General features: G+C 43.8%; 20 protein-coding genes. 5 read left to right on the forward strand and 15 right to left on the reverse strand.

What is annotated here, in order from left to right:
* Positions 1 to 84: 84 nt before the first annotated feature.
* The gene (locus U5L07_02790) at positions 85 to 1,113 is read right to left on the reverse strand and encodes an IS630 family transposase (protein MDZ7830658.1); all 1,029 of its coding nucleotides are present in this window, start codon (positions 1,111 to 1,113) and stop codon (positions 85 to 87) included.
* A gap of 281 nt (positions 1,114 to 1,394) precedes the next feature.
* On the opposite strand from U5L07_02790, the gene U5L07_02795 reads away from it, so the two are divergent.
* The 4 genes from U5L07_02795 to U5L07_02810 all read left to right on the forward strand — a co-directional run bounded on the left by U5L07_02795 (position 1,395) and on the right by U5L07_02810 (position 6,082).
* Positions 1,395 to 3,101, forward strand: coding sequence for an IS1634 family transposase (locus U5L07_02795; protein MDZ7830659.1), 1,707 nt, complete (start codon positions 1,395 to 1,397; stop codon positions 3,099 to 3,101).
* A 244-nt stretch (positions 3,102 to 3,345) separates the two neighbouring features.
* Positions 3,346 to 4,398 carry a GNAT family N-acetyltransferase gene (locus tag U5L07_02800; protein ID MDZ7830660.1) on the forward strand — a complete coding sequence of 351 codons (1,053 nt, stop codon included), beginning with the start codon at positions 3,346 to 3,348 and terminating at the stop codon, positions 4,396 to 4,398.
* Between the two features lie 18 nt (positions 4,399 to 4,416).
* Entirely contained in the window at positions 4,417 to 5,361 is a 945-nt protein-coding gene (locus tag U5L07_02805; protein MDZ7830661.1) for a sulfotransferase, read from the forward strand.
* Positions 5,309 to 6,082, forward strand: coding sequence for a class I SAM-dependent methyltransferase (locus tag U5L07_02810; protein MDZ7830662.1), 774 nt, complete (start codon positions 5,309 to 5,311; stop codon positions 6,080 to 6,082). Before U5L07_02805 ends, U5L07_02810 begins: the two co-directional genes overlap by 53 nt.
* A gap of 2 nt (positions 6,083 to 6,084) precedes the next feature.
* Here U5L07_02810 and U5L07_02815 read toward each other — a convergent pair whose 3' ends face one another.
* The 7 genes from U5L07_02815 to U5L07_02845 form a co-directional block, all read right to left on the reverse strand.
* On the reverse strand, positions 6,085 to 6,987 hold the full coding sequence (locus U5L07_02815) for a lysylphosphatidylglycerol synthase domain-containing protein (GenBank protein MDZ7830663.1): 903 nt from the start codon (positions 6,985 to 6,987) through the stop codon (positions 6,085 to 6,087).
* 42 nt (positions 6,988 to 7,029) lie between these two features.
* Positions 7,030 to 7,977 carry a glycosyltransferase family 2 protein gene (locus tag U5L07_02820; GenBank protein ID MDZ7830664.1) on the reverse strand — a complete coding sequence of 316 codons (948 nt, stop codon included), beginning with the start codon at positions 7,975 to 7,977 and terminating at the stop codon, positions 7,030 to 7,032.
* Between the two features lie 40 nt (positions 7,978 to 8,017).
* Entirely contained in the window at positions 8,018 to 9,490 is a 1,473-nt protein-coding gene (locus tag U5L07_02825) for a glycosyltransferase family 39 protein (protein MDZ7830665.1), read from the reverse strand.
* 241 nt (positions 9,491 to 9,731) lie between these two features.
* Entirely contained in the window at positions 9,732 to 10,910 is a 1,179-nt protein-coding gene (locus U5L07_02830; protein ID MDZ7830666.1) for a vitamin K epoxide reductase family protein, read from the reverse strand.
* 46 nt (positions 10,911 to 10,956) lie between these two features.
* On the reverse strand, positions 10,957 to 13,065 hold the full coding sequence (locus U5L07_02835) for a tetratricopeptide repeat protein (GenBank protein ID MDZ7830667.1): 2,109 nt from the start codon (positions 13,063 to 13,065) through the stop codon (positions 10,957 to 10,959).
* Positions 13,066 to 13,108: 43 nt separating this feature from the next.
* Positions 13,109 to 15,184: a tetratricopeptide repeat protein gene (locus U5L07_02840; GenBank protein ID MDZ7830668.1), complete on the reverse strand. Its 2,076-nt coding sequence runs from the start codon at positions 15,182 to 15,184 to the stop codon at positions 13,109 to 13,111.
* Positions 15,185 to 15,284: 100 nt separating this feature from the next.
* Positions 15,285 to 15,755, reverse strand: a complete 471-nt coding sequence (locus U5L07_02845; protein MDZ7830669.1) for a prepilin-type N-terminal cleavage/methylation domain-containing protein — start codon at positions 15,753 to 15,755, stop codon at positions 15,285 to 15,287.
* A 544-nt stretch (positions 15,756 to 16,299) separates the two neighbouring features.
* Here U5L07_02845 and ppdK point away from each other — a divergent pair.
* Entirely contained in the window at positions 16,300 to 19,008 is a 2,709-nt protein-coding gene (gene ppdK / locus U5L07_02850) for a pyruvate, phosphate dikinase (GenBank protein ID MDZ7830670.1), read from the forward strand.
* A 200-nt stretch (positions 19,009 to 19,208) separates the two neighbouring features.
* On the opposite strand, the gene U5L07_02855 is transcribed toward ppdK, so the two are convergent.
* The 7 genes from U5L07_02855 to U5L07_02885 all read right to left on the reverse strand — a co-directional run bounded on the left by U5L07_02855 (position 19,209) and on the right by U5L07_02885 (position 24,468).
* The gene (locus U5L07_02855) at positions 19,209 to 19,469 is read right to left on the reverse strand and encodes a Txe/YoeB family addiction module toxin (GenBank protein ID MDZ7830671.1); all 261 of its coding nucleotides are present in this window, start codon (positions 19,467 to 19,469) and stop codon (positions 19,209 to 19,211) included.
* On the reverse strand, positions 19,469 to 19,711 hold the full coding sequence (locus U5L07_02860; GenBank protein MDZ7830672.1) for a type II toxin-antitoxin system Phd/YefM family antitoxin: 243 nt from the start codon (positions 19,709 to 19,711) through the stop codon (positions 19,469 to 19,471). Before U5L07_02860 ends, U5L07_02855 begins: the two co-directional genes overlap by 1 nt.
* Before the next feature lie 100 nt (positions 19,712 to 19,811).
* On the reverse strand, positions 19,812 to 20,867 hold the full coding sequence (gene aroC / locus U5L07_02865) for a chorismate synthase (protein MDZ7830673.1): 1,056 nt from the start codon (positions 20,865 to 20,867) through the stop codon (positions 19,812 to 19,814).
* Positions 20,845 to 21,387 carry a shikimate kinase gene (locus U5L07_02870; GenBank protein MDZ7830674.1) on the reverse strand — a complete coding sequence of 181 codons (543 nt, stop codon included), beginning with the start codon at positions 21,385 to 21,387 and terminating at the stop codon, positions 20,845 to 20,847. The genes aroC and U5L07_02870 overlap by 23 nt, the downstream gene beginning before the upstream one ends.
* Complete coding sequence (gene aroA, locus U5L07_02875) at positions 21,387 to 22,646, reverse strand: 3-phosphoshikimate 1-carboxyvinyltransferase (protein MDZ7830675.1); 1,260 nt, start codon at positions 22,644 to 22,646, stop codon at positions 21,387 to 21,389. The genes U5L07_02870 and aroA overlap by 1 nt, the downstream gene beginning before the upstream one ends.
* 8 nt (positions 22,647 to 22,654) lie before the next feature.
* Positions 22,655 to 23,470 (reverse strand): shikimate dehydrogenase, encoded by an 816-nt coding sequence (locus U5L07_02880; GenBank protein MDZ7830676.1) that lies wholly within the window; start codon positions 23,468 to 23,470, stop codon positions 22,655 to 22,657.
* A gap of 5 nt (positions 23,471 to 23,475) precedes the next feature.
* Entirely contained in the window at positions 23,476 to 24,468 is a 993-nt protein-coding gene (locus tag U5L07_02885; protein MDZ7830677.1) for a 3-dehydroquinate synthase II, read from the reverse strand.
* Positions 24,469 to 24,470: the final 2 nt, after the last annotated feature.

Raw genomic sequence — 24,470 nt, forward strand, 5'->3', positions numbered from 1 at the left:
GGCAGGCCAAAGTCGGGGGAAAGTTGGCAGATTTTACGATCGTTTTTCTTGCATTTTACTAATGGGTGCAAAAGTCGGTATACATTAAGATAAAATATATGCACACTCCGGATGCCGGAAAAATGAACGGATAATCCGGGGCAACTTTTGAAGTTTCCGCAGGCGGCCAAATATTATGGCTTTGAATCTGTCCGGACCGGAAATCGCCATTCGCCCTGATCCGTGCGACTTTACGTTATTGAAAACCTGCTCGGCAGGATTCAATGCCGGGGAATAAGGAGGCAGGAAATAGACTTCCAGCCTGCCATTGAATGATTCAATGCATTCCTTGACTTTTTTGGACTTGTGAGTTGGATGACCATCCCAAATCAAAAATACAGGGCCTTCGTTGTCGTGCATGAGCTTACGCAGAAACTCGCACACGCGTTCACTGTGGACGGTCTTTTTTGTGGTCATAAAACTCATGCGGCCCCGGGTATCTATGGCTGCAATCATATTGACACTGAACCTGGCTCCCGTGCTTTCAACTACCGGTGTCTGTCCTTTCAAGGCCCAGGTCCGGCCGGAGTGGTAATCCGATCTGACACCGGATTCATCGGCAAAGTATATGGTTGCTCCCAGTTTTTTTGCCCGCTTTTTGATTTCTGGAAAAGTCGTGTTTTTCCACTCAGCAACCGCCTCCGGGTTCTGTTGATAGGCGCGGTGCAATGGCTTCTGCGGAGAAAATCCCAACTGGCGCAAAAGACGGCCCACAGAAGTAAGACTCAGCTTGATGCCGAATTTCTTTTTAATCACATCGGCAACCATTTTGCGCGTCCACAAAGCAAAAGGCAGTTTCAACTGCTGAGGATTATTGTCTCTAATGGTGTTGTATATCCAGGCAATTTCCCTGCCGGCGAGCTTCTTTGGGCGTCCGCTTTGTTTGCCGGAGCGCAGCGCATGCCAACCCCCGCCGCGGTATCTGGCAAGCCATTTGTAAATGCAGGCCCGGGAAAACCCCAAAGTCTTGATTGCTTCTTCCGGGCTCTCTCCGTCCTGAACGCGCTGTACCGCACGGATGCGGATTTCCTCCATCGCCTTCGGTCCGACTTTTCTTCCGTCTTGAGTATTCATGCGGTGGAGCATAACAGATTAAACTACAAAGGTCTAAATATTTTTGCACCCCTTAGTAAAGTAAATGCGGACGACCGTTTCGTCTTTGCTGGCGGTTGATACAAAGCAACCTCTAGCCTGAGTTTACGAATTATAAATAATTTATTCGAAAAGCCGTTTATTTTCAATGCGTTAATAAAATATTTTGTGCCCCCTAACTATTTATGCACAATATATTCACATTCTACTTGACAATTGACACAATATATTGCTATTGTACCCTCTAACTTAAAGGGGGCGCTATGGCATATATTACCAGGAAGAAGATTAAAGGCATCACCTATTATTATGCGGAAGAAAGCGAGAGGCGAGACGGCAAGTCTCGAAGAAAATGGCAAAAATATTTAGGACCTTTGCACAAAATCATTGAAGCGGTAGAGGGAGAACCATTAAAGCCGGATTATGCAGAGATTTTCCAGCTCGGCGGCCCGGCAGCCTATTTAAATACGTCCGAACAGATAAAGATGATACAAACCCTCGACAGTGTCCTCCCTAAACGGAACCAAGGACCATCAATTGGATTCTATTTGACGCTGGCCGCGATAAATCGGGGAATTGACGCAGTGAGTAAACGATCGATGTGGCCCTGGTTCCAGGATACAATTCTGTTTCGTGCGTTTCCTGAAGTCAACAAGGCCTCTCTGAGTTCGCAGCGGTTTTGGGACAACATGTCTGCGATTACAGAAGATAAAATAAAATGCGCTTGGATGAAACTTGTCAATTCCGTGTTGGACCGGGAAAAATTAGATTTGTCATGCACTTCATACGATGGCACCAATTTTTATACATTCATCGGTTCTTTTAACACGCGTTGCGCAATTGCCAAAAGAGGGAAAAACAAACAGGGGCGCGGTGATCTCAGGCAAATTAATTATGCCTTGTTCTGTACACGCAAAGACCACTTCCCACTATATTTCGATGTGTTCGAAGGCAATCGTCATGATTCAAAGGAGTTTGAGGTCTTGATTGACCTTTTTTTTCAAGCCTTTAAAAACAGGGCCCCAAAAGGCGATGGCATGACGATTGTATTTGATAAGGGCAATAACTCCAGCGAAAATTTAAACAGATTTATCAGGGATTCCGGTTTTCATTTTGTGGGTTCGGTAAAACCGGATGATCATAAAGAACTGGGCACAATCTCCAATAACGATAAACGTTTTGAGCCCTTATCACATCCGCGGCTTGATCAGGTGAAGGCCTTTCGTACACATAAAAGAATATACGGAAAGGATCTTACCGTTGTGGTTACATTCAACGACAACCTTTATGTTTCACAGGTGAAGTCCATTAATAATGAAATCAACAAAAGCATGGGCAAACTCGACGCTATCGCCGCCAAATTAGACGACCGAGCAGCGGGTATAATAACCAGAGGCAAAAAACCGACGAAAGAGTCTATTCATAACCAAATGTCAAGAGCACTTTCCGGGCAACATATGAAAAACCTGATAGAAACAGTGATCGGTGAACGCGATGGCATTCCGACACTATCCTATAAAATAAATACGGATGAATATGCCAGGCTTGCCGATACATATCTGGGCAAAAACATTATTATCACAGACAACCATAACTGGACGACAGAAGATATCGTTGTGACGTACCGGAGCCAGTACGTTATAGAGGATGTTTTCAAACAGATGAAAGACAGGAACACGGGTACTTGGTGGCCCATGTATCATTGGACCGATAATATGATAAGAGTTCATGGGTTTTATTGCTCATTATCGCTGCTGCTTCGTGCCTTGATTATGAAAAAAGCCAAAGAATCCGGGCTCCCCATGTCGATAAACAAATTGCATGATAAGCTTTTCGGAATCCGTGAAGTGTTGAATATATTTTCGAAAAAGAAGAATAAACAGAAGGCCCAATCCGTTGTTTCCAAACTGGATGAGGTGCAAGAAGAGCTTTTCAATTTATTTGAAATGAAAAAGTATTTGGCAAGTTAGGGAGGACACTTGATATAATATATTATATATTATATCAAAATGTTATGTATTTGATTTTTGATAAATCGTAAACTCAAGCTAGCCCCAAATTTTGACCAGCAAAATTTCAACTCGGCTGCGTCCTGTTTCTTTCTTGGCTATATGGTCGGAAAATCACCTCGGCATAACCGGGGATTCCCAATAAAATTAATTGGAAAAGCAAACAATTCTTTTCCTAAAAATTTTTTGAGGCTGCTAAATAAAAATGGATGTAAAATATGTCAGTGAAATGGATTGGAGACATTTAAATAATTATATTAGCTCAAAAAAAATTGCAAATATTTATCATTCATGGGAATGGAAAAATACACTTACTTCTACCTACAATTTCACTCCTCTATATTTGTTCGCGGTTGAAAACAATTTTATTAAGGGTTTTCTTCCTCTTTTCAAATTAAAAAATATTTTTGGTCGAAAAAGTCTTATCAGTCTTCCATACAGCCATATGGTGCCAGTTTTATATGATTCGCCGGAAGCGTGCGACGCTCTTTTGCATTCAGCGCAATCCATAGCTCAGAACATTAATGCTAAAGTATTGATGCTTAAATGTGATCAAAGATTTAGCAAACCCCAATGGAATGAATTTTCGAATAATTTTATTTCAACTCTCGATCTCCAGAGCGACATCAATTTAATTAAAAAAAATATTAAAAATAGCACACTTCGCAATATTAAAAAGGCAAAAAAAGAAAATGTAAAAATCGAAATTGGAAAAAAAATGATAGATTATAAAAATTTTTATGATCTTATGGTTGATACTCGTCGTAGACAAGGGGCTCCTCCTTACCCGCTCAACTTTTTTAAATCATTATATAATAATTTTGAGGAAGGCAATCGATGCCTTTTTCAAGCATTTAGGAATGGACAATTATTGGCGGGAATTATAATGCTTTATTTTGGCGATACTGCAATTTATGCTTATGGGGCATCTGTTAGCAACAAATCTCTTATGCGCTTCAGACCGAACGAATTGTTATTTTGGACTGCAATTAAAGATGCTTGCGAAAAAAATTATTCTGTTTTTGATTTTGGAATAACTCCATTTTATAATAAAGATTTGTTACATTTTAAGTCTAGGTGGGGTGTCAAGACATATAAAATTATGTATGTATATCTTTCCGATTTGTCTAAACGGCAGAATCCATTAATTGACAGAAGCTCAACTTCTTATCGGCTTGCATCAAAATTTTTAACACGACTGCCCCGGCCAATAATAAAGGTCCTCGGTCCTCAACTACTTAAATTCATAGGATATTAATATACATTCGTTTACTTTATGGAAATTACTTCTTTTAAAAAGATTTTACTTGGAGTGCAGCGGACGTTTAATTTTTACGATCCCTTAACTCGCGGAGTTGATCTTAACTTTTCATCCGTCCTTCATTATCCTGTATTTATAGTTGGCACTCCACGTTCTGGTTCAACCCTGCTTTACCAACTATTGATTCAACAAGGTAATTTCGCCTATATTTCGAATTTAATGGCATTAATGCCTTCCTTTATGGTTTTATCTGCACGGCTCTTTAAAAAATTTCAAGAAGTTGAAAAGGTTAAATCAAGTAAATATGGATATATACCAGGTGCATTCTCTCCAAGCGAAGCGGGAGTGCTCTTTCAAAAGTGGTTTGATTCAAAACCGTCCTTAGAGTCTAAAAGACTAATTCGAAATACGTTTATATTAATCTCGAGATATCATGAGGCACCGTTACTCACTAAAAATTTAAAGAACAGCCTTAGGCTTGCCAATATTTATACTATTTTCCCCGAAGCACGATTTATTCATATAACAAGAAAACCTCTTTTTAATGCACAATCAATATTATTGACACGAAGACAGCTAATGAAAGATGAATCCTTATGGTGGAGTGTTGCTCCGGAGAATCATGAAAAAATTCTTAAAGAAGACCCATTATATCAAGTTTTATGGCAAGTGATGGAAATCAATAAACAGATAAAAAAATTTCAAGTCACCTATGAACCTAGCTATATTGAAATTTCGTATGAAAATCTGTGCGCCAACCCGAAAAAAGAAATAAATAATATATACAAAGAATTAGGACTACTAACGCCAATGAATAACCTTGATAAAGAGGTTGTCGTCAACAATAACCAAATAGTCTTAAATCCTGAGGAGTGGGAAAAATTAAGCTGTTTTTACAAAAAATTAAATGCTTCAGATTTCGAAGGAAAATCCATATCTTCTGATCCTTTGGCTGGTTAAATATAGCCGTTTAGAAAAAAAGAACGTTGCCGATTCGCTCATAAGGAAAATAAGGGAAACGCAAACTCCGATTTTTAAACATTTTAAAAATAATATGCACAATAAATACAATACATTAAATATAGTGGATAAAAATTATTTGAACAATAATTTAATAATAAAATTTTTATTGAAAAATTTTTTAAATAAAAACAGTAAAAGTTTAAAAAAAATAAATGCTTATAAGTTAAAAGGATTAGATGTAGGGTGTGGTGAAGCCCACCTTTTATCATTTTTATTTAAAAATAACGTTTTAAATAAAATTACAGCACTCGATATAAATTATGAAAAATTGATCTATGCGAAAAATAATTATTCCTATTTTGATTATATACAATCAGACATTCATAATCTGCCATTTAATGAAAATTCCTTTGACTATGTAATAGCCAATGAAGTATTAGAGCACATCCGAGCCCCCTATAAGGCAATGCTCGAATTTAAACGAATATCAAAAAAAGACGGCTGGATCTTAATATCTGTGCCACATGAACCCTTCTTTTGCTTAGGAAATATATTAAGAGGGAAATATCTAAAAAATGGTGGTAAAACGCCATCTCATATGAATTTTTGGAGGAAAAAAGAATTCGAAGAATTTATTGATGAGTTTGTAATTATAAAGAATAAATATTGGATTTCAGTTTTTCCTTGGCTGCTATATTTAGGAAAGGTAAAAAAATAAATTCAATTTTCAGAATAACTTTTTTTATTTTTTTTACTAAAACCTTGAACATTTGAAATTATTAAACCGCATATAAAAACAAATATCTCTCCTAGTAAAAACCACAATCTACTTCCAACCGCTATTGTAGTTGCTATCTCCAATGAATACCCACATTTTATGAGAAAAAAAGAAAGAAAGCCTTCACGAACCCCTATTCCGCCTGGAACAAAAAATGCCAAAATGCCCAATGTGCTCGAAAGGATAAATATCGGTGCCACAATCCATGTGTTAGTTATGGATAAAGCTCCGACGAACCCATAAAATCCAATCCCCCAAGATATCCAGAAAAGCAGGAACCAAGGGATAGCTCTAAATAGGTGCGGCCCTAGTAAAAGGATAATCGATCCCCCCTTTTTATAAAAATAGCTTTTTTCAGGCAGCAATTTTGAAAATGGGCATAAAATAAATATTAAAAACAGTATTTCAATAAAAAATAGAACCCAAAACCAACTGATCATGTAATACCATAAAACAATATTACCCAGTATAATTCCAGTAGTAATGGCAATCCCCTGCCCTAAAAAAGAAATTGTCGTTATTCTAAAAATTGAATCTCCCTTTTTTTCTGCCACATATGCTGCCCGCCCGACAATAACCCAGAACTTCCCGGGCATATACTTTCCAAATATTGAAAGTCCAATTGAAGAAATTGATTCAGAATAAGTAACTTCCTTATTGCTTGCTTTGAGTAGACATTGCCATGCTTTAGCATTTAATAAAAAACCGATTAACATGAAAAATATGGAAAAAACTAATAGTACAAAGGATTGGACTTCAGGGATAATCAGATAATTATTTTGATAAAGATGAAAAATCAGATATACAAGAGATATATAAATAAATAACTTAAAAAAAAATTTCATCTTAATATCTAAAATTTATGCTTCCCGGATTTTTAAAGATAGTCATTTCAACTCCTTGTTTGCTTCCATATCGAACCACATGGCAAAAAGGGTAAACAGGCTGCCGCTCATAAAGGCAAAAAAAGCTGCCAATGCGTTAATGTCAGGGATGTCACCATCTGAAAACCATACATAGAAGACCCGTACAAATAATAAAATCATTGTAATATAAAAAAATGCGCCCAAACCATAGAAGAAAATCAGTGGATGGAAATCCCGGATAATATACTTTTCTTTCATTCGCCATAAAAAGAGCTTGATTAACAGCCAGCTTATCGTAAAAAGAACTTTTCTTATCTTGATACCTGATTTCTCGCCAATGTTGTAAACAGGCTCAACCGGCACATCGCGGACCTTAAAATTATAGATATTTAATTTGACGAGGATATCATTAGGCTGGCCATACCACTGATACATCTGATCCCAGTTTATTGTTTCAAGCGCTTTCCGGTTAATTGCTGCATAGCCGGACTGGGAATCTGCGATATGCCAATATCCGGAGGCAATTTTGGTTAACAGGGAAAGAAAAGCATTGCCAAAATACCGCACCTTAGGGATTTTCTGATACGCCTCACCTGTAAAAAGCCGGTTTCCTTTACTGTAATCGACTTCCCCGTCAACCACCGGATCAAGAATGGCCGGCAGATCCGACGGCGCCATCTGCCCGTCTCCGGCCATAACTACCGCCGCATCAAAATTATTATCCCGGGCATATTTGTAGCCCGTGGCAATTGCCCCCCCCACCCCCTTGTTTGTATCATGACGGATCAGTTCAATATTATTATACTTCTCTTGGTATTGGCGGATTATATCCAAAGTTTTATCGTTACTTTTATCATCAATAATGACCATCTGATCGATGAATTCCGGCATTGTCTCTATCACCCGACCAATCTGGGTTTCTTCGTTATGTGCGGGAATTACTGCCGCAATGCGGTTATTTTTATACATGCGAAACCTGCCTTCTCAAAAAATGAAACAAAATCAATATTCAGGGTGACGTCACCATTCGCAGCAAGCCAAAGCCGTCTTTTGAGAATTCCGTGACGGTATAATTTTCAAAAAACTCTTTTAGCACGATTTTATCGTGAATTGGGTATTTTTCCACCAAATAATTAAACACTGAAAAATTTATCAATAAATGGGTAAATCCCAGCCCCTGAAGATGTTCAGCAAGATCGACGCCTGAATCAGCTTCAGATGCAATTTTTTGAAGCATTGTTGTACTGAATTCAATTTGTATATCAGAGTAATATCCCCGCCTGCTGAAATGCGGGGCAAATATTTTGGCGTCTTTGCCAAGATTTCTGTTGGCGTATTGAAACGCTGCATATTCCGGCCGGTATGTCTGGATATAGTCATCACGGGCAACTTTTTCTGTAATATACGCCAGCGGCTGAACATATCTGAATCGGTTGGCCATGTAAATGGCATTAAAGCCCAGCAGGATACAAACGATTCCAAAAATAGCAGCCTTTTTTACGGGCTCGGCAGGTGGATGGGGCAGCCTGTTTACAATAAAAGCTTGAATATTATATAGCCCATACATGGCAAGAATTACAAGCGGCGGCAGAATGGGGCCAAAATATCTGATGCGGATGCCGCGCTGTACACAGACAAATAATAGAAAAAAAACCGAGAAAAAAAGAAGCATCCACTTTTCCGTATTTTCCTGCCGGCTGCTATACCGGAGTCCGAAAAACGCAAATATCGGCAAAATCAAGAGAAACGGGTTGGTTCTGCCGTCAAAAAATTGAGGGTCATAGTCTTTACCCTGGAAAAACACCCTTGCCGGGATCAGGGCGATTTCCAGCCAGGATTCCTTATAAATTTGGCAGCGGACATTGATATGGGACATCTGTGCCCGCGCCTGTATTGCATTGTCCGGAGCGATTTTCGCCGAAACTTTCTCCCCGGCATTAAAAATACCTTTGTAAAGTGGATAAACCGGATTGCCGGTCCATGCATAATTGCGAATCATCCATGGAGAAAATACGGTTAAAGCCACTATCACAAATAAAGCGCACCAGCCAATCGATTTTACGTGGTAAAATTTATGGCTGGCATTATACCGTGCGTATACAAAAGCCGTAAAAAGAGATAGTAAAAACAGACCGATCAAACCATTGTATTTTGTGCCAAGTGCCAGTCCGCAAAATGCTGCGCTGAAAATCAAATATTTGGATTTAAAACCTGACTCGATCCATTTAAACAAAATTAAAATTGAGACAAATAAAAAGCAGATTAACCCAAGGTCAACGTAAACAATACTAGAAAGCCGGATGATAATTGGAATGGTAAGAAAAAAAAGGACGCCAAGCAACGCATAGGCTTTGTTAATATGCTGTTTTAAATACCAATAGAGCATTGCGGCGGTGATCAGGCCAAAAGCGAAATGAATGAATTTTGGTATAATATCATTCTTGAAATACATGGGGATCAAATACAGCAGCTCAAGATTCATTGGGTAATAAGAAGCTTCCAGGTGGGGGATTTCGTAAATGCCGCCATGCTTGAGGTACAGTTTGGGCACCGCGAGATGATGGGTCAAGGCATCTGTGCTGACCGGGGGGACGCTTGCCAGAAGAGAAATAAAGACGATCACCGCGGCAAAAAGCAGGAGGAGGAAAATATGAACCAGTCTGTCACTGGCATTTGTCTCGGATTTGGGGGGCATTCTGATTAAATAAAATTTTTTTGCGGATTTAAAACATCCCGTAGTCTTTGAGTGCTTCTGCCGGTATTGAGCCCTGATAGACCCGATCATTGATAACAAAACCCGGCGTACCGGTCAGGCCGTATTTAATGCCGGCCTGAATGTCTTTTTTCAAATATTTCCACAATTGTTGATCCCTCCAGATATCCCGGATTTCTTCAGATGGTATTCCCGCCTGCTCCGCGAGTTTACGGATATTGACGGCCGCCACGTGTCGACTTAAGTCAAACAGGATGTCATTCATAACCCAGAACTTATCTTTTTTAGCAGCGTAAAGCGAGACAATTGCAAGTTTGGCCGCACCTTCATGATAGGGCCGGTCAACGATTGGATTGACTTTATGATCCATTGGAAAATGGCGGTGTACAAGCCGGATTTTGTCCGGATAGGCCTGTATGAGACGCCTTAGAAAATAATGCATCTTTTTACACGGAAAGCACCTGTAGTCGGTAAATTCCACAATCACTAGTTTGGGGTTTTCAGCGCCGATCCAGGGATGGCCGTCGCTTGTCATGCCGGTTGGCAAATTAGTTGATGGCGAAGGTGGCGTCAATTGCCAGTAAGGCGGAAAAAACATCAGCAGCAGTAAAAGCCCCAGTCCGACTGCTGCGCCCCCACCAATGGAAAGCTTTGGGTACGCAAGCAAGTGCTTTATGTCCAGGGCCAATGCCTTGAAAATGCTTTCACAATGAAAGCGTTTACGGACAATCCATGTAAAATACAGCAGCAAAAGGTTTACCGCATAACTCAGGATGCACATAATGCAGTAACTGCCAATGATATAACTGGATATCACGGCAAGAACAATACTATAGACTGTAAACCCCAGAGAAAGAAGAAATAAAATTGACCAGATGCGTTTTTTTTGCGCTTTTTGCGGCCAGGCAAACACGAGCAGAATCAGGAAAAAGGCATATCCGATAATGCCCCATACCGGCACTGGCACGCCGAATAGGATGGAATATGGGCTCTGGGAAACCGTGTCACAGTTAAAACTCCGGGATATGGCACAAAAGCTTTTGTAAGCCATATCGGTATATATTCGATAATGGGAAAATGCTAGGTAAAAGGAGTCGAAAAGACCAACAAGCACAACAAGTAAAACGGGAATAAAATAGTAGTTATAATGCAGAGGGATGATTTGTTTTTTGGATTTAAAAAATTTCATTTTTCAAACCTGATTAACGTTGTAGCTTCAGAAAAATAAAAACCAGCTAATTGTTTAAAAGAAATTTTCTTTCCAATCGATCAGCAATCGCTAGATAGCTTTTCGATCGATCACGGATTCTATCAGATATCACGGGAGTTATGTCTTCAAAAATTATAGGCAGGCCAAGCGGGTCATCAAAAATTTTTATTATAAATTTCTCAAATTTCGGAACTCCGATTAACTCAATCAATTGGTCAACCGTTTCGTTAACTGCTTCTATCTTGCCAGCGAGCAACTGGTTTTCGGCTACACACAGTAATACCCCTGGAGATTTTGGGCGAATATTTTGCGCGCGTCGAAGAAACCAATATCCCCTTTCATATTTATTCAACCGACTAAGGCAAAACCCGATGTCTCTTAGATATTTATAGTTTTCAGGAGACTTTTGAAGGCAAGCTTGTAGAAAGTTCAATGCCTCATTCGGCTTTCCTGTTTTTAACCTTAAAAAACCGTTTCGATAAAGAAAAGAAGTGTCGTGAGGATGTTCTTTAAGCAGTTCATCTAAATATGCCATGGCTTGATCGTAACGTCCGAGCAAACTTAAGGAATCACACAAAATGAGAGTGCTTGTATGATGAGGGTATATTTCGATAGCTTTTTTTGCATACTCAATTGCTTTCTCATAATCTTTTAAATCCGAAAAATAAATAGATGCCATATTGTTATAAGTGTCTGCCCTGATCAGAGTAAGATTGGGGGTTAAATTAAGAGCTTTATGATATAACTCCAGAGCTTTGCCAGTCTGCCCTGTGGGTTCGTAGTATCCGTATGCCAAATTATGTAATGGTCTAGCTGAGCCCGGTGCCTTTTTCCTTGCGTCCGCCCAAATACTTTGAACGGATCGCCAATCATAATTCCGAACATATGTGCTTATTCCCAACCCAATTAAAGCGGTACAAATGGAAAATATTAAAAAAGCAAACATTGGTTTTTTGACCACGAAATAATGATCAAGCCCTTTTTTTATCCCGATTGAAATTGGGACAAACAGAAAGAGCGTGGGAAGATAATTCCTATGTTCAAAAACCATTTCAAGCGGTAGGATTGATGATTCGATGACATGATTGCAATAATAAAAAAGAATCGCAAAGGACAATACTGGATTCTTTCTAATTCGCCATACTGCAACCCCGATAAGGGACGCGTTGATCAATATGGCAGGAAGCGTCGTCCACGGATTTAATAAAGAAACAGAAATGGGAAAATCATGGGTGATGCTGTAGTGTTCTACAGTGGGGTAAAAAATTTGGAAAAGATAAAATAACAACACGCTCGGCTGTGTCATCAAGCGCTGTTGCCATGAAAAAGGCCTGACCTCGTATATCCTCTCTAGGTATCGATTAAAATTGCCGTCCATGAAAATAAAAACACCAGCTGCGGCCACAAGAAACGCTCCAATAATAAACATTGAAGCGGCCAACTTTTGTGTTTTCCGGTCTTTTAAATCCCTGAAAAAAATAAACTCCATAAGCAAAAGGACAACTGGTAGCATCATGGCATTATTTTTAGAACCGATTGCAAACAGAAAAGACAGTGCACAAAAACCCCACCAAAAAAGACGATGAACTGCAATTTTGGTCATGCGAGCCTTCAGGTAACAGAATATCCCAATAATGTAAAAAAGTGCAGCCATAGATGCCATACGCTGAACAATGTAGGTTACAGCCTGGATTTGGATGGGATGAATGCACCATATTGTGGCTGAAAGAAGTGCCACAAAATAAATGGTATTATGATCCAATCCTTTCACATTGGGCGTGCGAAGCAATAGCCTAACGGTTAGAAAAAGAAAAAACGCTGTGAGCAAATGAATGGTGGTGTTGACAATATGATAGCCGGTGACATCATCTCCACCCCAGAGCCAATTTAAAGATAGCGAAAAATATGAGAGTGGCCGATATAAACTATCTTGGGTTGGGGTTGCATAAAAACTGTCGACAACAGCATCCAGACTAAAGGACTGCATATGAATTTTCGCATTGCGGGTAATGTTCTGGTAATCATCCAATTGAAATGGACTATTGAAAGTATTGGAATAAATCAGGCAGATAAGAATGGAAAAAAAAATGAACGGCTTAAAATTATTACTCAGATTCTTTTGAGGTTTATTCATTTTGATCTTTTGTCCGCACAAAGTTTATTTATGGAAAAATTGTTCAGCTTGCGGGTTTATGATGTTTCTTGAGCACTTGCAAAATGACCGGCTCAATAATCTTTTTAGAGATGGGGGCATACTCCGGGTTATCCGCATAGGTTTCGAGTCCTTTTTTTATTTTTTGCGCGTTGAATTGATTTGCCACCCTTTCTGAATATTTACATGCATGTTTATTTTCTCCCGCTCTTATACTGTTTTCGATGATGGCAAAATAAAAAGTTAGAGTGTCTGAATCGTGTTCAATCGCATGAAGCAATAATTTCTCAGCTTCGTCATGCTGACCGGATCGACTCAATGCAACTGAAGTATTTAAGATTACGCTCGCTTTATCCCATACCAAATCATAGGCTTTTTTAAAAGAGGATAACGCCTCTGAATATTTCCCCTGCCACAATTGAATATGTCCTTTAAGATTATGATAAATGCCATTGTTCGGACTTTTTGATAAAAGCATGGAAACATGCGTTAAGGCATCGTCGAATTTTTTTTGAAGGATGAGGGCATTTGCAAAATCTCTTCTGATTTTAAGATTTCCAGGATTTATTTCCAGTGCTTTGGCAAACAATTCATTTGCCTTTGCAGGATTTTGTTTTTTGTAATAATAAAGAAGTGCCATATTACCATAGATATCCGCTTCAACATAATTAGATGGTAAATTTTTGTTCAGAGACTCTTTTAAAAGCTTGAGCGCCATGTCATAGCGGTGAGGATGCCTACTGTTATCCCCCCATGCAAGTTTTATGGCAAGAATATTTAAAGCTCTGGCATCATTGGGCGCCTTGTTAACCGCATCCCTCCACAAAGTAATATCATTCTTCCATGCCTGGTTTCTGATATAGGTATCGGCTGAAAAAAAAATAACTAACATAAAAATTAGCAGACTGGTAGAAATGGAAATGATGATGTTCTTTTTATAGGTTACCAATAAATAATTGAAGAGATAGGCAATTGGCAGGAATAGAAAAAGCGAGGGCAGGTAATTCCTATGCTCAAAAATCATCTCAAGGCCAATGATGCTTGATTCGATGATATGGTTCAGAAAAAAAAAGAGAATCGAAAAGGAAAGTATCGGCCTTTTCTTTAACTGGAATACGGATATTAAAATAAGAAAAGAAATAAATAAGATGCTCGGCAAAGTCGTCCAAGGTGCGAACAATGACTCAGACACAACAACATCATGAGCGACGGATAGACGATCCGGCTTGGGATAAAATATTTGGGAAAGATAAAGCGAAATCACCCGCGGTTGTGTAAGCAATCTTTCCGAGAGGGTAAACGGTCTTATCCGGTAAAGATAATCTGTAAAGGAAAGCGGGCCACCTTTTATAAATGCCGCCGAGCCGGCTAAAAAAATAATTGCGGCAATAACTGCAGTTGTGAGGTAAACTTTTTTTCTTGTGATGTGCTCGGCTATATCTTGAAAAAAAGCAATTTCTAACAATATAAGTGCCATCGGCATCATAACGGCATTCTGTTTTGAGCTAATCCCGAGCAAATAAAAAATTAGGCAAAAAGAAAGCCAGATCAATCGCCGTGAGAACTTTAGACTCAATCTTGCATTTATATAAGATAACATGCCAAGAAGATAAAACATCGCTGCCAACTGTGCCATTCTTTGAACAATATAAGTAACTGCCTGGGTTTGAATGGGATTGACCGACCAAAAAATACTTGCCAGCAGTGCAATGAAAAATGGAGTCCCTATATGGTTGTCTCTAAGATTGGGGGTACTGAATAATTTTAAAATCAGTAAATAAAGAAAAAACGCTGTTAATACATGGATAATTGTATTGACAATGTGATAGCCAAATACATTGTCCTGACCAAAATACCAATTTAAGGCAAATGTCAGACACGCAAATGGTCGATAAGGTCTGTCCCCTAATGTTTCAGGATTATGTGTGTCTGTGAAAAATGTTTTGACGAGGCTGTTCGGATGCAGGGAGTCTATATGAAGGTAATAATTGTTTACAATATTAGGACGGTCATCAAGGTGCCATGAGGCGGTGAATGTATTTGAATAGATGGAAAAGAGAATAGTAAGTAGGAAGGTAAAAAAAATAAAATTTCTAACCAAGGGTATACGCAATTCAGATTGGGGGGTTCAATTTAAAAAGTCTGGGTGACTAGTCACCCAGACTCTTTATTTAAATAATTTAGATTATGCTGTCAGAAATTTAGGGTTCGATGATCTTATAGTAAACGTTAGTGGTTCCATCCCAATATCCCGTCGGATCTCTTGATATATCCATGGCTAACTGATAGTCATCTGGGCATCGACCGCTTCCGTCAGTAACACTGATAGTAATTCCGTTATTGGGATCCGTGTCAGCGCCGATGGTCCCGGTGTTCTCACCACTGAGGGCAATACCCGCGCCGGTGTTCCCCTCACGGGATAAGTCTATTCTATCTGCAGCGGCATTTGCAGCAGTCGGAACTTCGGTAATTGTGGGAATTGCGAAGTAATCAGAAAGCCCGCCAGCAATTGAGTTTGCATCACTTTCCGTAGCACTGCAGAAAGACTTGTTTCTGTAGGCAATAAAGTTCGGAATAGCGATGGCCGCCAAGATGCCGATGATGGCAATAACGATCATCAGCTCGATGAGTGTAAAACCTTTACTGTTGTTTCCTCTTAGTTTTCTTAGCATGGTTCCTCCTTTTTCATTTTTTGTTTAAGTTCCGTGGTGTAATTTTTGGTCTGCTTAGCTTGATCACAAAAATTATTTGTTTAATATTGATGCAATTGAAATGCCACAATTTAAAAATTTATCCATTTATATTTTTTTCTATTTATTTGGTTTTTTTCCTGGATGTTATATAGCATCTGATTCGTTTATGTAAAGACAAATTTGATCTATATTCATTTAATTTAACAAATATTGTTAATTCACTGACAAATTTTGTCAGCGCGTTATATTTATATCAGAGAAGCTGCAAATCACTTTTCACTCAATGCCATTAACTTAAGCCATTTTACCCTCATCCCGGCCTTTTTTAGAGGGAGAAGGGGTGAAGCGGAATCGCTGAAATTTAAAATTTACCGTATTTTTTCTTGACCTATGCTTAAAAATATAGGAATATTATAAATTTTAGTAACAATTTAGAGGGTTAGCAAGAGCTTCAATACCATCAGGCAAATCTGAATAAGGGTTCATCCGATTAAAATCATAAAAAGAAAGGATTTAAAGGGTTATGACAAAATACGTTTATAAATTCGGAGACGGAACCGCTGAAGGATCTGGTGCGCAGAAGAACCTGCTGGGCGGCAAGGGCGCCAACCTGGCTGAAATGGCAAGGCTGGGCCTGCCGGTGCCGGCCGGATTTACCATTTCAACCGATGCTTGCATTGACTACATGAAATCAGGTGATTATCCTGACACCCTTGAAGCAGAGGTTGAAAAAGCGCTCAAGCAGACCGAGGACATCATGGGTATGAAATTCGGGGACCCGGATGACCCGCTTCTGGTTTCCTGCCGGTCAGGGGCCAGAAAATCCATGCCCGGCATGATGGAGACCGTGTTAAACGTGGGGCTTACCACAAAGACCATTCCCGGCCTGATCAAAAAAACCGGTAAGGAACGGTTTGTGTGGGACTCCTACCGCCGCCTGATCCAGATGTTTGCGGATGTGGTCATGGAAAAGGCGGAAGGTTTAGAACCGGAGGAAGGCCAGGAAATCCGGATGCAGCTTGATGCCATCATGGATCAGATGAAAGAGGAGAAAGGCTATAAAGAGGACACGGATTTCACCGCCGAAGACCTGAAAATTATATCTGAGAAGTTCAAGGACAAGGTCAAGGAAGTGATCGGCACGGACTTTCCGGATGACCCCAAAACCCAGCTCTGGCAGGCGATCGGCGCGGTGTTTAAATCCTGGAATGGAAAGCGCGCCGTATCCTACCGCCGGATTGAAGGCATTCCGGATGAATGGGGCACCGCCTGCAACGTGCAGAGCATGGTGTTCGGTAATATGGGCGACACGTCGGCGACCGGTGTGGCCTTTACCCGTAACCCGGCCACCGGTGAAAACAATTTCTACGGCGAATGGCTGCCCAATGCCCAGGGCGAGGACGTGGTGGCCGGGATCCGAACCCCCAACCCTTTAAATGATGATACCAAAAACGATCAGAATGAGCACTTGCAGTCTTTGGAGCAGTTCATGCCGGAGGTTTACAAGGAACTCGTCGAGGTTCGCAACACCCTTGAAAAAAATTACCAGGATATGCAGGATCTGGAATTTACCATCCAGGAAAACCGGCTGTTCATGCTCCAGACCCGGGTGGGCAAACGTACCGGTCTGGCGGCGCTTAATATGGCCATGGATATGCGGGAAGAAGGCCTGATTGATGATAAAACCGTTGTCACCCGCGTCACCCCGGCGCAGCTCGATGAAATGCTGCATCCGCTGGTTGACCCGGATGCCGAGAAAAAGGCCAATGTGATTGCCAAGGGACTGCCCGCCGGGCCGGGCGGCGCCTTCGGGCAGATTGTGTTCAGTTCCGCAGATGCGGTGAAATGGTATCAGGACGGAAAAGGCGTCATCCTGGTGCGCGAGGAGACCAACCCGGAGGATGTCGAGGGGATGCGCGCGGCCAACGCCATTTTAACCGCCCGGGGCGGCATGACCAGCCATGCGGCGCTTGTGGCCCGGGGCTGGGGCAAATGCTGCATTGTGGGCGCAGGCGACCTTAAAATCGATGCGCTGGGCAAGAAACTGACCGTTGACGGCAAGACCTATAAAGAAGGCGACGTGTTCACCCTAAACGGCACCAAGGGGTTTGTTTACGAAGATAGGCTGCCCATGATGGATGCCACGGAAAACCCGCGGCTTCAGGGTTTTATGTCTATTGTGGATGAGTACCGCACCATGAAGGTGAGAACCAACGCGGAAACCCCCAAGGATGTGCAGATTGCCAAAGATTTCGGCGCCCAGGGCATCGGCCTGTTCCGAACCGAGCATATGTTTTACGGCGAAGGCGCGGAGAAGCCGCTGTTTCTGCTTCGAAAGATGATTCTATGCGACACTGAGGAGGAACGGCGGGCCGCACTTGATGAGCTTTTTCCGTTTGTCAAAGAGGATATTAAAAAGACGCTTGTCATTATGGACAACCTGCCGGTCACCTTCCGGCTGCTGGACCCGCCGCTTCATGAGTTCGTGCCCCACAGCGAGGAAAACCAGAAGTTGCTTGCCGAGGCATTAAATATTGATGTGGAGACAGTTAAAAGAAGGAGCAATGTATTAAAGGAAAGCAACCCCATGATGGGCCATCGCGGGGTACGGCTGGGCGTTACCTATCCGGAAATCTCGGAAATGCAGGTCCGGGCCATTCTTGAGGCCTCGGCGGAAATGATCAAAGACGGCAAGAAGGCGCTGCCTGAGATCATGATCCCGGTGACCGCTGATGAAAAGGAACTGATCAATGCCCGGGAGATCGTGGACCGGGTTTACAAAGAGGTGCTGGAAAAACATCAGATCAAAGAGATTGAATTTCAGTACGGCACCATGATCGAGATTCCGCGGGCCTGCCTGATTGCGGATAAAATGGCGGAAAATTCGCAATTCTTTTCATTCGGCACCAATGACTTAACCCAGATGACGTTCGGGTTCAGCCGCGACGATATCGGCGGATTCATGAGCGCCTATTTAAACCTGGGGATTTTGAAGCATGATCCGTTCCAGACCATTGATATGGAAGGCATCGGCCATCTTATAACGGAGGCGGTCGAGAAAGGCCGGGCCGCGCGGCCGGATCTTAAAATCGGGATCTGCGGCGAGCACGGCGGGGATGCGGAATCGGTTAAATTCTGCTTTGAATGCGGGTTTGATTATGTGAGCTGCTCGCCGTATCGGCTGCCCATTGCGCGGCTGGCCGGGGCACAGGCGGCGATTGAGGCGGAGTAAAGAAGGTACTGAGGGACTTAGGTCCTGAGGGACTGAGGGGATTAGGGATTGGGTCTGTTGTTGGGTTTCGCAGACTCAACCCAACCTACGTACCTATTGTTTTGACTATTGCACATTGGCTGCAAGCGCCCTTTGAGGTGCTTGCAGCATTATGGCTTGTTGGTAAAAACGCCTTGCTACATCCTATCGAAAATTCATTTTCATTCGTAATGCGTCCACATGCGAAGAACCTTTATAATTTTCTGATCATTCAGAACCTGATAAACTAAACGATGCTGAATGTTTATGCGTCGGGAAAAAGCACCGGCCAAATCGCCTAACAACTTTTCAAACGGTGGAGGGGTTTGGTAAGGATCTTCGCGCAGAATTTCAATCAGTTTTTCCGCTTTTGGGCGCAAACCGGCAGCAGATAGTTTTTTGGCGTCTTTTTGAGCCTGTTTGGTAAAAACAACCCGCCACATTACCAATCAAGGTCTTGGCTGCATTCTTCTACCGGCGTGGCAAGGCCGTCCCGGATGGACTCCCTCATACCTGGAATACCAAGCAAGTAAAGCGTCTCCTGTATAGAACGCCAATCATCCTCTGAGATAAGCACGGCATTGGCGCGCTTGCCTTTTATGATAATGGGTTCATGTGAAGAAGCTGCTTCATCAATCAAGCCAAAGAGTTTGGCCCTGGCCTCAGTAATGGTAATTGTCGGCATATTCCACCCCTTCGATTAATACAGATTGTATTTATAATGTACGCAATTACGTACACTATGTCAACCTAAATAGAGGGCTAAAGGCTTCCGCTACCCAGTTTTACTGAGCCTTTGTTTTTTGTTGCAAAAAATGATCAGCCAGCACAAGCCAGACCATGGCCTCGCAGACCACGTTGATCCGGGGAATGGCCGAGATATCATGGCGGCCCTTGACGGATATTTTCTGCGGCCGGCTGTGGACATCCACGGTATCCTGTTCAATCCCGATGGAGGGAATCGGTTTGACGGCTGCCCGGACAATGATCTCATCCCCGCTTGAAATTCCTGCCAGGATCCCGCCCGCATGATTGGAAGCAAATCCATTGGGCGTAAGGGGGTCATTGTGACGCGAGCCGCGCATTTTGGCAGCCTCAAACCCGGCGCCGATTTCAACCCCTTTTACCGCGCCGATACTCATCAAAGCCTTTGCAAGTTCGGCATCGAGTTTGTCAAAAACCGGCTCGCCCAGGCCGGCGGGTACGCCTTTGGCCCGGACTTCAACAATGCCGCCCAATGAATCCCCGGCCGCCTTGACCTCTGCCACGTGCCCGGCCATTTTTTCTGCCGCATCTGCATCCGGGCACAGGAAGGGATTCTGATCAATTATTTCCCGATCAACTGATTGAATCTCGATATCGCCCAACCGACGGGTAAAAGCAAACACATCGATGTTCTGCCGCTTCAGCAGTTCCCCGGCCACCGCACCGGCCGCCACCCGGCCAACGGTTTCCCGGGCGGATGACCGTCCCCCGCCCCGCCAGTCGCGCGTGCCGTATTTTGCCTGATAGGTGTAATCCCCGTGGCCCGGCCGATACAAATCTTTGTATGGTTCATAGGCTGAGGAGTCGGCATTTTTGTTTTCGACCATAATCATGATCGGCGTGCCGGTGGTCATGCCATCAAATACGCCGGACAGGATTTTTGCCTGATCCGCCTCTTTCCGGCTGGTGCTGGCGATTGAATGGCCGGGTTTCCGGCGGTCCAGCATTTTCTGAATCACCGATTCATCAAGGGGCAGGCCGGGCGGACACCCGTCAATCACCACGCCTATGGCCGGTCCGTGTGACTCTCCCCAGGTGGTTATTTGAAACAATTTACCGAATGTATTTCCGGACATGGGTTTCCTCAATTTTTTTAATTATTTGACGGGAAATTACTTCAATTGATTGATTTTCCGTATTTACGATCAGGTCTGCGGCAGATTCATAATAAGGAATTCTTCCCGTAAGGGTGTCCTTGATTTCTTCCAGCAAAGAGGAATCAGTCAGTGAAGGCCGGGAGGCGGTCGTTTGCGCGTCATTTGTCATACGGTTAAATATGGTCTGAAACGATGCCTGAAGCCAAATCACGAAATTCTTATCATCTTTTAAGATGGCAAGATTTGCCGGATCAAGGATAATGCCGCCGCCGGTAGCTAAGACCAATTGGTCATGTGCATTTAATTCGGTCAGCGCCTGCTTTTCCTTTTGCCTGAAAAACTCCCAGCCATGTGCAGCCACCAATTCTGAAATGCTCCTGCCGGCCTTTTCCACAATATGCTGATCCGTATCAATAAACCGCCAGCCGAGCTGTTCAGCCAGCATCCGGCCCACAGACGTTTTGCCGGTACAGCGATATCCGATAAGACAAATATTCATCAGGCATACATCCGGTCAAACATTTCCCAAAACCCGGGAAAGGACTTGGCCACGCACCCCTCATTTTTTATGAAAATCCCGGGGGTGCAAAGGCCGGCCACGGCAAAGCTCATGGCCATGCGGTGATCATCATAGGTGTCGATTTCCCCGCCTTTGGGGGCGCCGCCGGTTATAATCAAATCATCGCCCTGGGTGTCGGCGGAAATATCGATTTTATTGAGTTCATTCTGCACCGCGCTCAGGCGATCGCTTTCCTTATCCCGCAGGTGGCCGACATTTCGGATGACGGTTTGGCCCTTGGCAAATGCGGCCACCACCGCCAGTGTGGGCACCAGATCCGGCATGTCGGACATGTCCGTATCAATTCCGTCAAGCGGCCCCCCGGCAACCGAGATCCCGTCCGGCGCCTCCTTGACCTGGCAGCCCATCTGTTCAAGCACCCGGACAAAGCGGACATCTCCCTGAAGAGATCTTGAAGTGATATTTTTAACCTTGATAACGGCGCCGGTCACCGCGGCGGCCGCCCAAAAGTAGGAGGCCTGGGAGGCATCCGGTTCAACCGTGTATTCGCCGGCCTGATAAGTCTGGCCGCCTTTTACATCAAATCCTGTATATCCCTGTCTTTCCAGTTGAAGGCCGAACTGATTCAAAACATCCACGGTCATATCGATATAAGGCTTGGAAACCGGGCCTTTTACCACCTGAATGGAAAGTCCGTTGGCGGTTAACGGAGCCATTAAAAGAAGCGAGGACAGGAACTGGCTGCTGACGCTGCAGTCAATTTCAACCGATCCGCCTGAAATTTGCCCCCCGCTGATCCGTACCGGCGGGCAGCCATTGCCGTTAATTGAAAAGGCTTGCACGCCGATCTGGCGCAGCGCGTCAAGCAGATGCTCAATCGGCCGCTGTTTCATCCGTTCTGTGCCGGTTAATTCGTAGCTGCCCTGCCCTAAGGCCACAACCCCGGTTAAAAGCCGCATGGAGGTGCCGGAATTGCCCAGGTCAATCGGTTCATCAACCGGCTGAAAACGGCCGCCTGTGCCTTTAATATCGACATATGCGTCGGCTCTTTCAGCCTTTGCGCCAAGGCCCGTTAATGCCTGGCGCGTATAATTGGTATCCTCGCTTTCCAAGGGGTTGTGGATGCGGCACCAGTTTTCTGAAAGCGCTGCGGCAATCAGCATCCGATGCGTATAGCTCTTGGAGCCGGGCAATGATATGTCTGTATTTTTAATCGGTCCGGTTTTAATTTTTCGCATAGATGGAGTTACCTCAGCGCCTCATAAACCACTTCCTTCATCAAATCCACCGGCGCATTCAATCCGGTCCATAGCTCAAACTGCCTGGCGCCCTGGTAGACGAACATCGGAACGCCGCTGATCACCTGAGCGCCGATGGACTCCGCAGCCTCAAGGAGCCGCGTTTTAACCGGATTGTAAATGATATCCATTACCATCATGTGATGATGCAGCCAGTCCCGGGCAACCGGCATGGCATCAACCTCCGGATGCATGCCCACCGGCGTGGTATTGATCAGGATATCGCAGGGCGCCTGCTGGAACTGCTCCATTGGATAAACTGCCGCGCCTAAAAACCCGGCAAGGCTCTCCCCTTTTTCCGCCGAGCGATTCACAATATGAAGCCTTCCGCCCTCTTTTAAAATACCGTCCCCGATGGCCCGGGCCGCCCCGCCGGCGCCGAGAATGACCACATCCTTATCCTTGATGTCAGTCTTTTCAGATAAGGCTGTTACCGCCCCATAGGCATCTGTATTATAGCCGATCAACCGGCCCTTATCATTAACAACCGTATTCACCGCGCCGATTTCTCTGGCTGTCTCATCAATCTGATCCAAATACGGCATTACGGTTTCCTTGTGCGGGATGGTCACGCTGATGCCCCGGACATTCAAAGCGCGTATCCCGTCCACCGCCGCGCCGATATCCTGAACCTGAAAAGGTACGTAAACCCCGGGATAGCCGGTATTTGAGAACGCCTGGTTGTGCATGACCGGGCTTAAGCTGTGGGCCACGGGGTTTCCGATTACCCCATAGACGATCGTTTCACCGGTGATTGCAGACATAGACCCTATTTCTCCGTGATCGTCTCGTCAATTTTCATCCCGAAATGCCGGCCCGCCGCTTCCACGGCCACCAGAATCTTATCCCCGGGCTTTAATGATACCACCGAGACCGCCCGGCCCGACGGATCCGTCAAGCGGATGGTCTCCGCGTTCTGCAGAATGGTGCTGGCCTCTGTGTCCCCGACTTTTGCCCTTAGCAGAACCAGAGGCCGGCGCTCGATTTTAAGCCGCCCCACCGTGCCCACGCTGATATTGCCTTCAAAATCGGTAATAAGAATCTGGTCGCCGGATGCCAGTTCTGAGAGATACCGGGTCCTGCCGTCCGCCGCCCGGGTGTAGGCATGCACCGCGCCGGCATTCACGCGAAAGGGCCTCGGCGATACATAGGGATTTTCTATGCTTTCCGCATGCACCAGGAATAAAACGCGGCTGCTGTTTCCAACGAGCATGCCCTCGCCCGGCTTCATTTCCGTGCAGGTATCCACGCACACCCGGTCGCCCATGCCGGCGGACCGGATATCTATCACTTCCGCAGTTTCAAGCGGCACCTGATCCGCGGTCGCCTTTACCAGGTTCAAAGTTTTTTTAAGCTCCACCGGGTCCTGGCCGGTAAACAGGATGTGGCTCACCCCTTTTTCAAGAATGCCGAACGCGGTTTCCGCCTCTTTCTGGTTTTCAACCGGGGCGATCACATCCGCGCCTTTGGCGATTAAATTCTCAAGCGGGATGATCGACCAGTCGCTGATTTCCAGAATCACCCGTTTATCCCGGGCAAGCCGCACGATCTCTTCTTCATCCGCCCCGCTTTGGATCTTATAGACGATGACATCCTCGCCCGGCTTTAAATCCCCGTCCTCGGAAATGGTCTCGATCCGGCCAAGGGCTTTGACCTGATCGGAATAGCCGGGCGGCACCATTATGCCGTCCGCCCCGCCTTCCAATGCGGTTTTAACGAGCTCCTTGTCCCAGGGATCGACTTTGACCCATATTTTTCGCATGA

This window comes from Desulfobacterales bacterium, from assembly GCA_034520365.1.
Taxonomy (GTDB): Bacteria; Desulfobacterota; Desulfobacteria; order Desulfobacterales; family Desulfosalsimonadaceae; genus M55B175.

Coding starts and splice junctions, on each gene's coding strand:
- U5L07_02790 (MDZ7830658.1), bottom strand. CDS start 1,113: ATGAATACTCAAGACGGAAGAAAAGTCGGACCGAAGGCGATGGAGGAA.
- U5L07_02815 (MDZ7830663.1), bottom strand. CDS start 6,987: ATGAAATTTTTTTTTAAGTTATTTATTTATATATCTCTTGTATATCTG.
- U5L07_02880 (MDZ7830676.1), bottom strand. CDS start 23,470: ATGTCTGCAATCACCGGTGAAACGATCGTCTATGGGGTAATCGGAAAC.
- U5L07_02810 (MDZ7830662.1), top strand. CDS start 5,309: ATGCTTCAGATTTCGAAGGAAAATCCATATCTTCTGATCCTTTGGCTG.
- U5L07_02820 (MDZ7830664.1), bottom strand. CDS start 7,977: ATGTATAAAAATAACCGCATTGCGGCAGTAATTCCCGCACATAACGAA.
- U5L07_02825 (MDZ7830665.1), bottom strand. CDS start 9,490: ATGAATCTTGAGCTGCTGTATTTGATCCCCATGTATTTCAAGAATGAT.
- U5L07_02855 (MDZ7830671.1), bottom strand. CDS start 19,469: ATGTGGCGGGTTGTTTTTACCAAACAGGCTCAAAAAGACGCCAAAAAA.
- U5L07_02870 (MDZ7830674.1), bottom strand. CDS start 21,387: ATGAATATTTGTCTTATCGGATATCGCTGTACCGGCAAAACGTCTGTG.
- U5L07_02885 (MDZ7830677.1), bottom strand. CDS start 24,468: ATGCGAAAAATATGGGTCAAAGTCGATCCCTGGGACAAGGAGCTCGTT.
- U5L07_02805 (MDZ7830661.1), top strand. CDS start 4,417: ATGGAAATTACTTCTTTTAAAAAGATTTTACTTGGAGTGCAGCGGACG.
- U5L07_02795 (MDZ7830659.1), top strand. CDS start 1,395: ATGGCATATATTACCAGGAAGAAGATTAAAGGCATCACCTATTATTAT.
- U5L07_02845 (MDZ7830669.1), bottom strand. CDS start 15,755: ATGCTAAGAAAACTAAGAGGAAACAACAGTAAAGGTTTTACACTCATC.
- U5L07_02830 (MDZ7830666.1), bottom strand. CDS start 10,910: ATGAAATTTTTTAAATCCAAAAAACAAATCATCCCTCTGCATTATAAC.
- aroA (MDZ7830675.1), bottom strand. CDS start 22,646: ATGCGAAAAATTAAAACCGGACCGATTAAAAATACAGACATATCATTG.
- ppdK (MDZ7830670.1), top strand. CDS start 16,300: ATGACAAAATACGTTTATAAATTCGGAGACGGAACCGCTGAAGGATCT.
- U5L07_02860 (MDZ7830672.1), bottom strand. CDS start 19,711: ATGCCGACAATTACCATTACTGAGGCCAGGGCCAAACTCTTTGGCTTG.
- U5L07_02835 (MDZ7830667.1), bottom strand. CDS start 13,065: ATGAATAAACCTCAAAAGAATCTGAGTAATAATTTTAAGCCGTTCATT.
- U5L07_02800 (MDZ7830660.1), top strand. CDS start 3,346: ATGGATGTAAAATATGTCAGTGAAATGGATTGGAGACATTTAAATAAT.
- aroC (MDZ7830673.1), bottom strand. CDS start 20,867: ATGTCCGGAAATACATTCGGTAAATTGTTTCAAATAACCACCTGGGGA.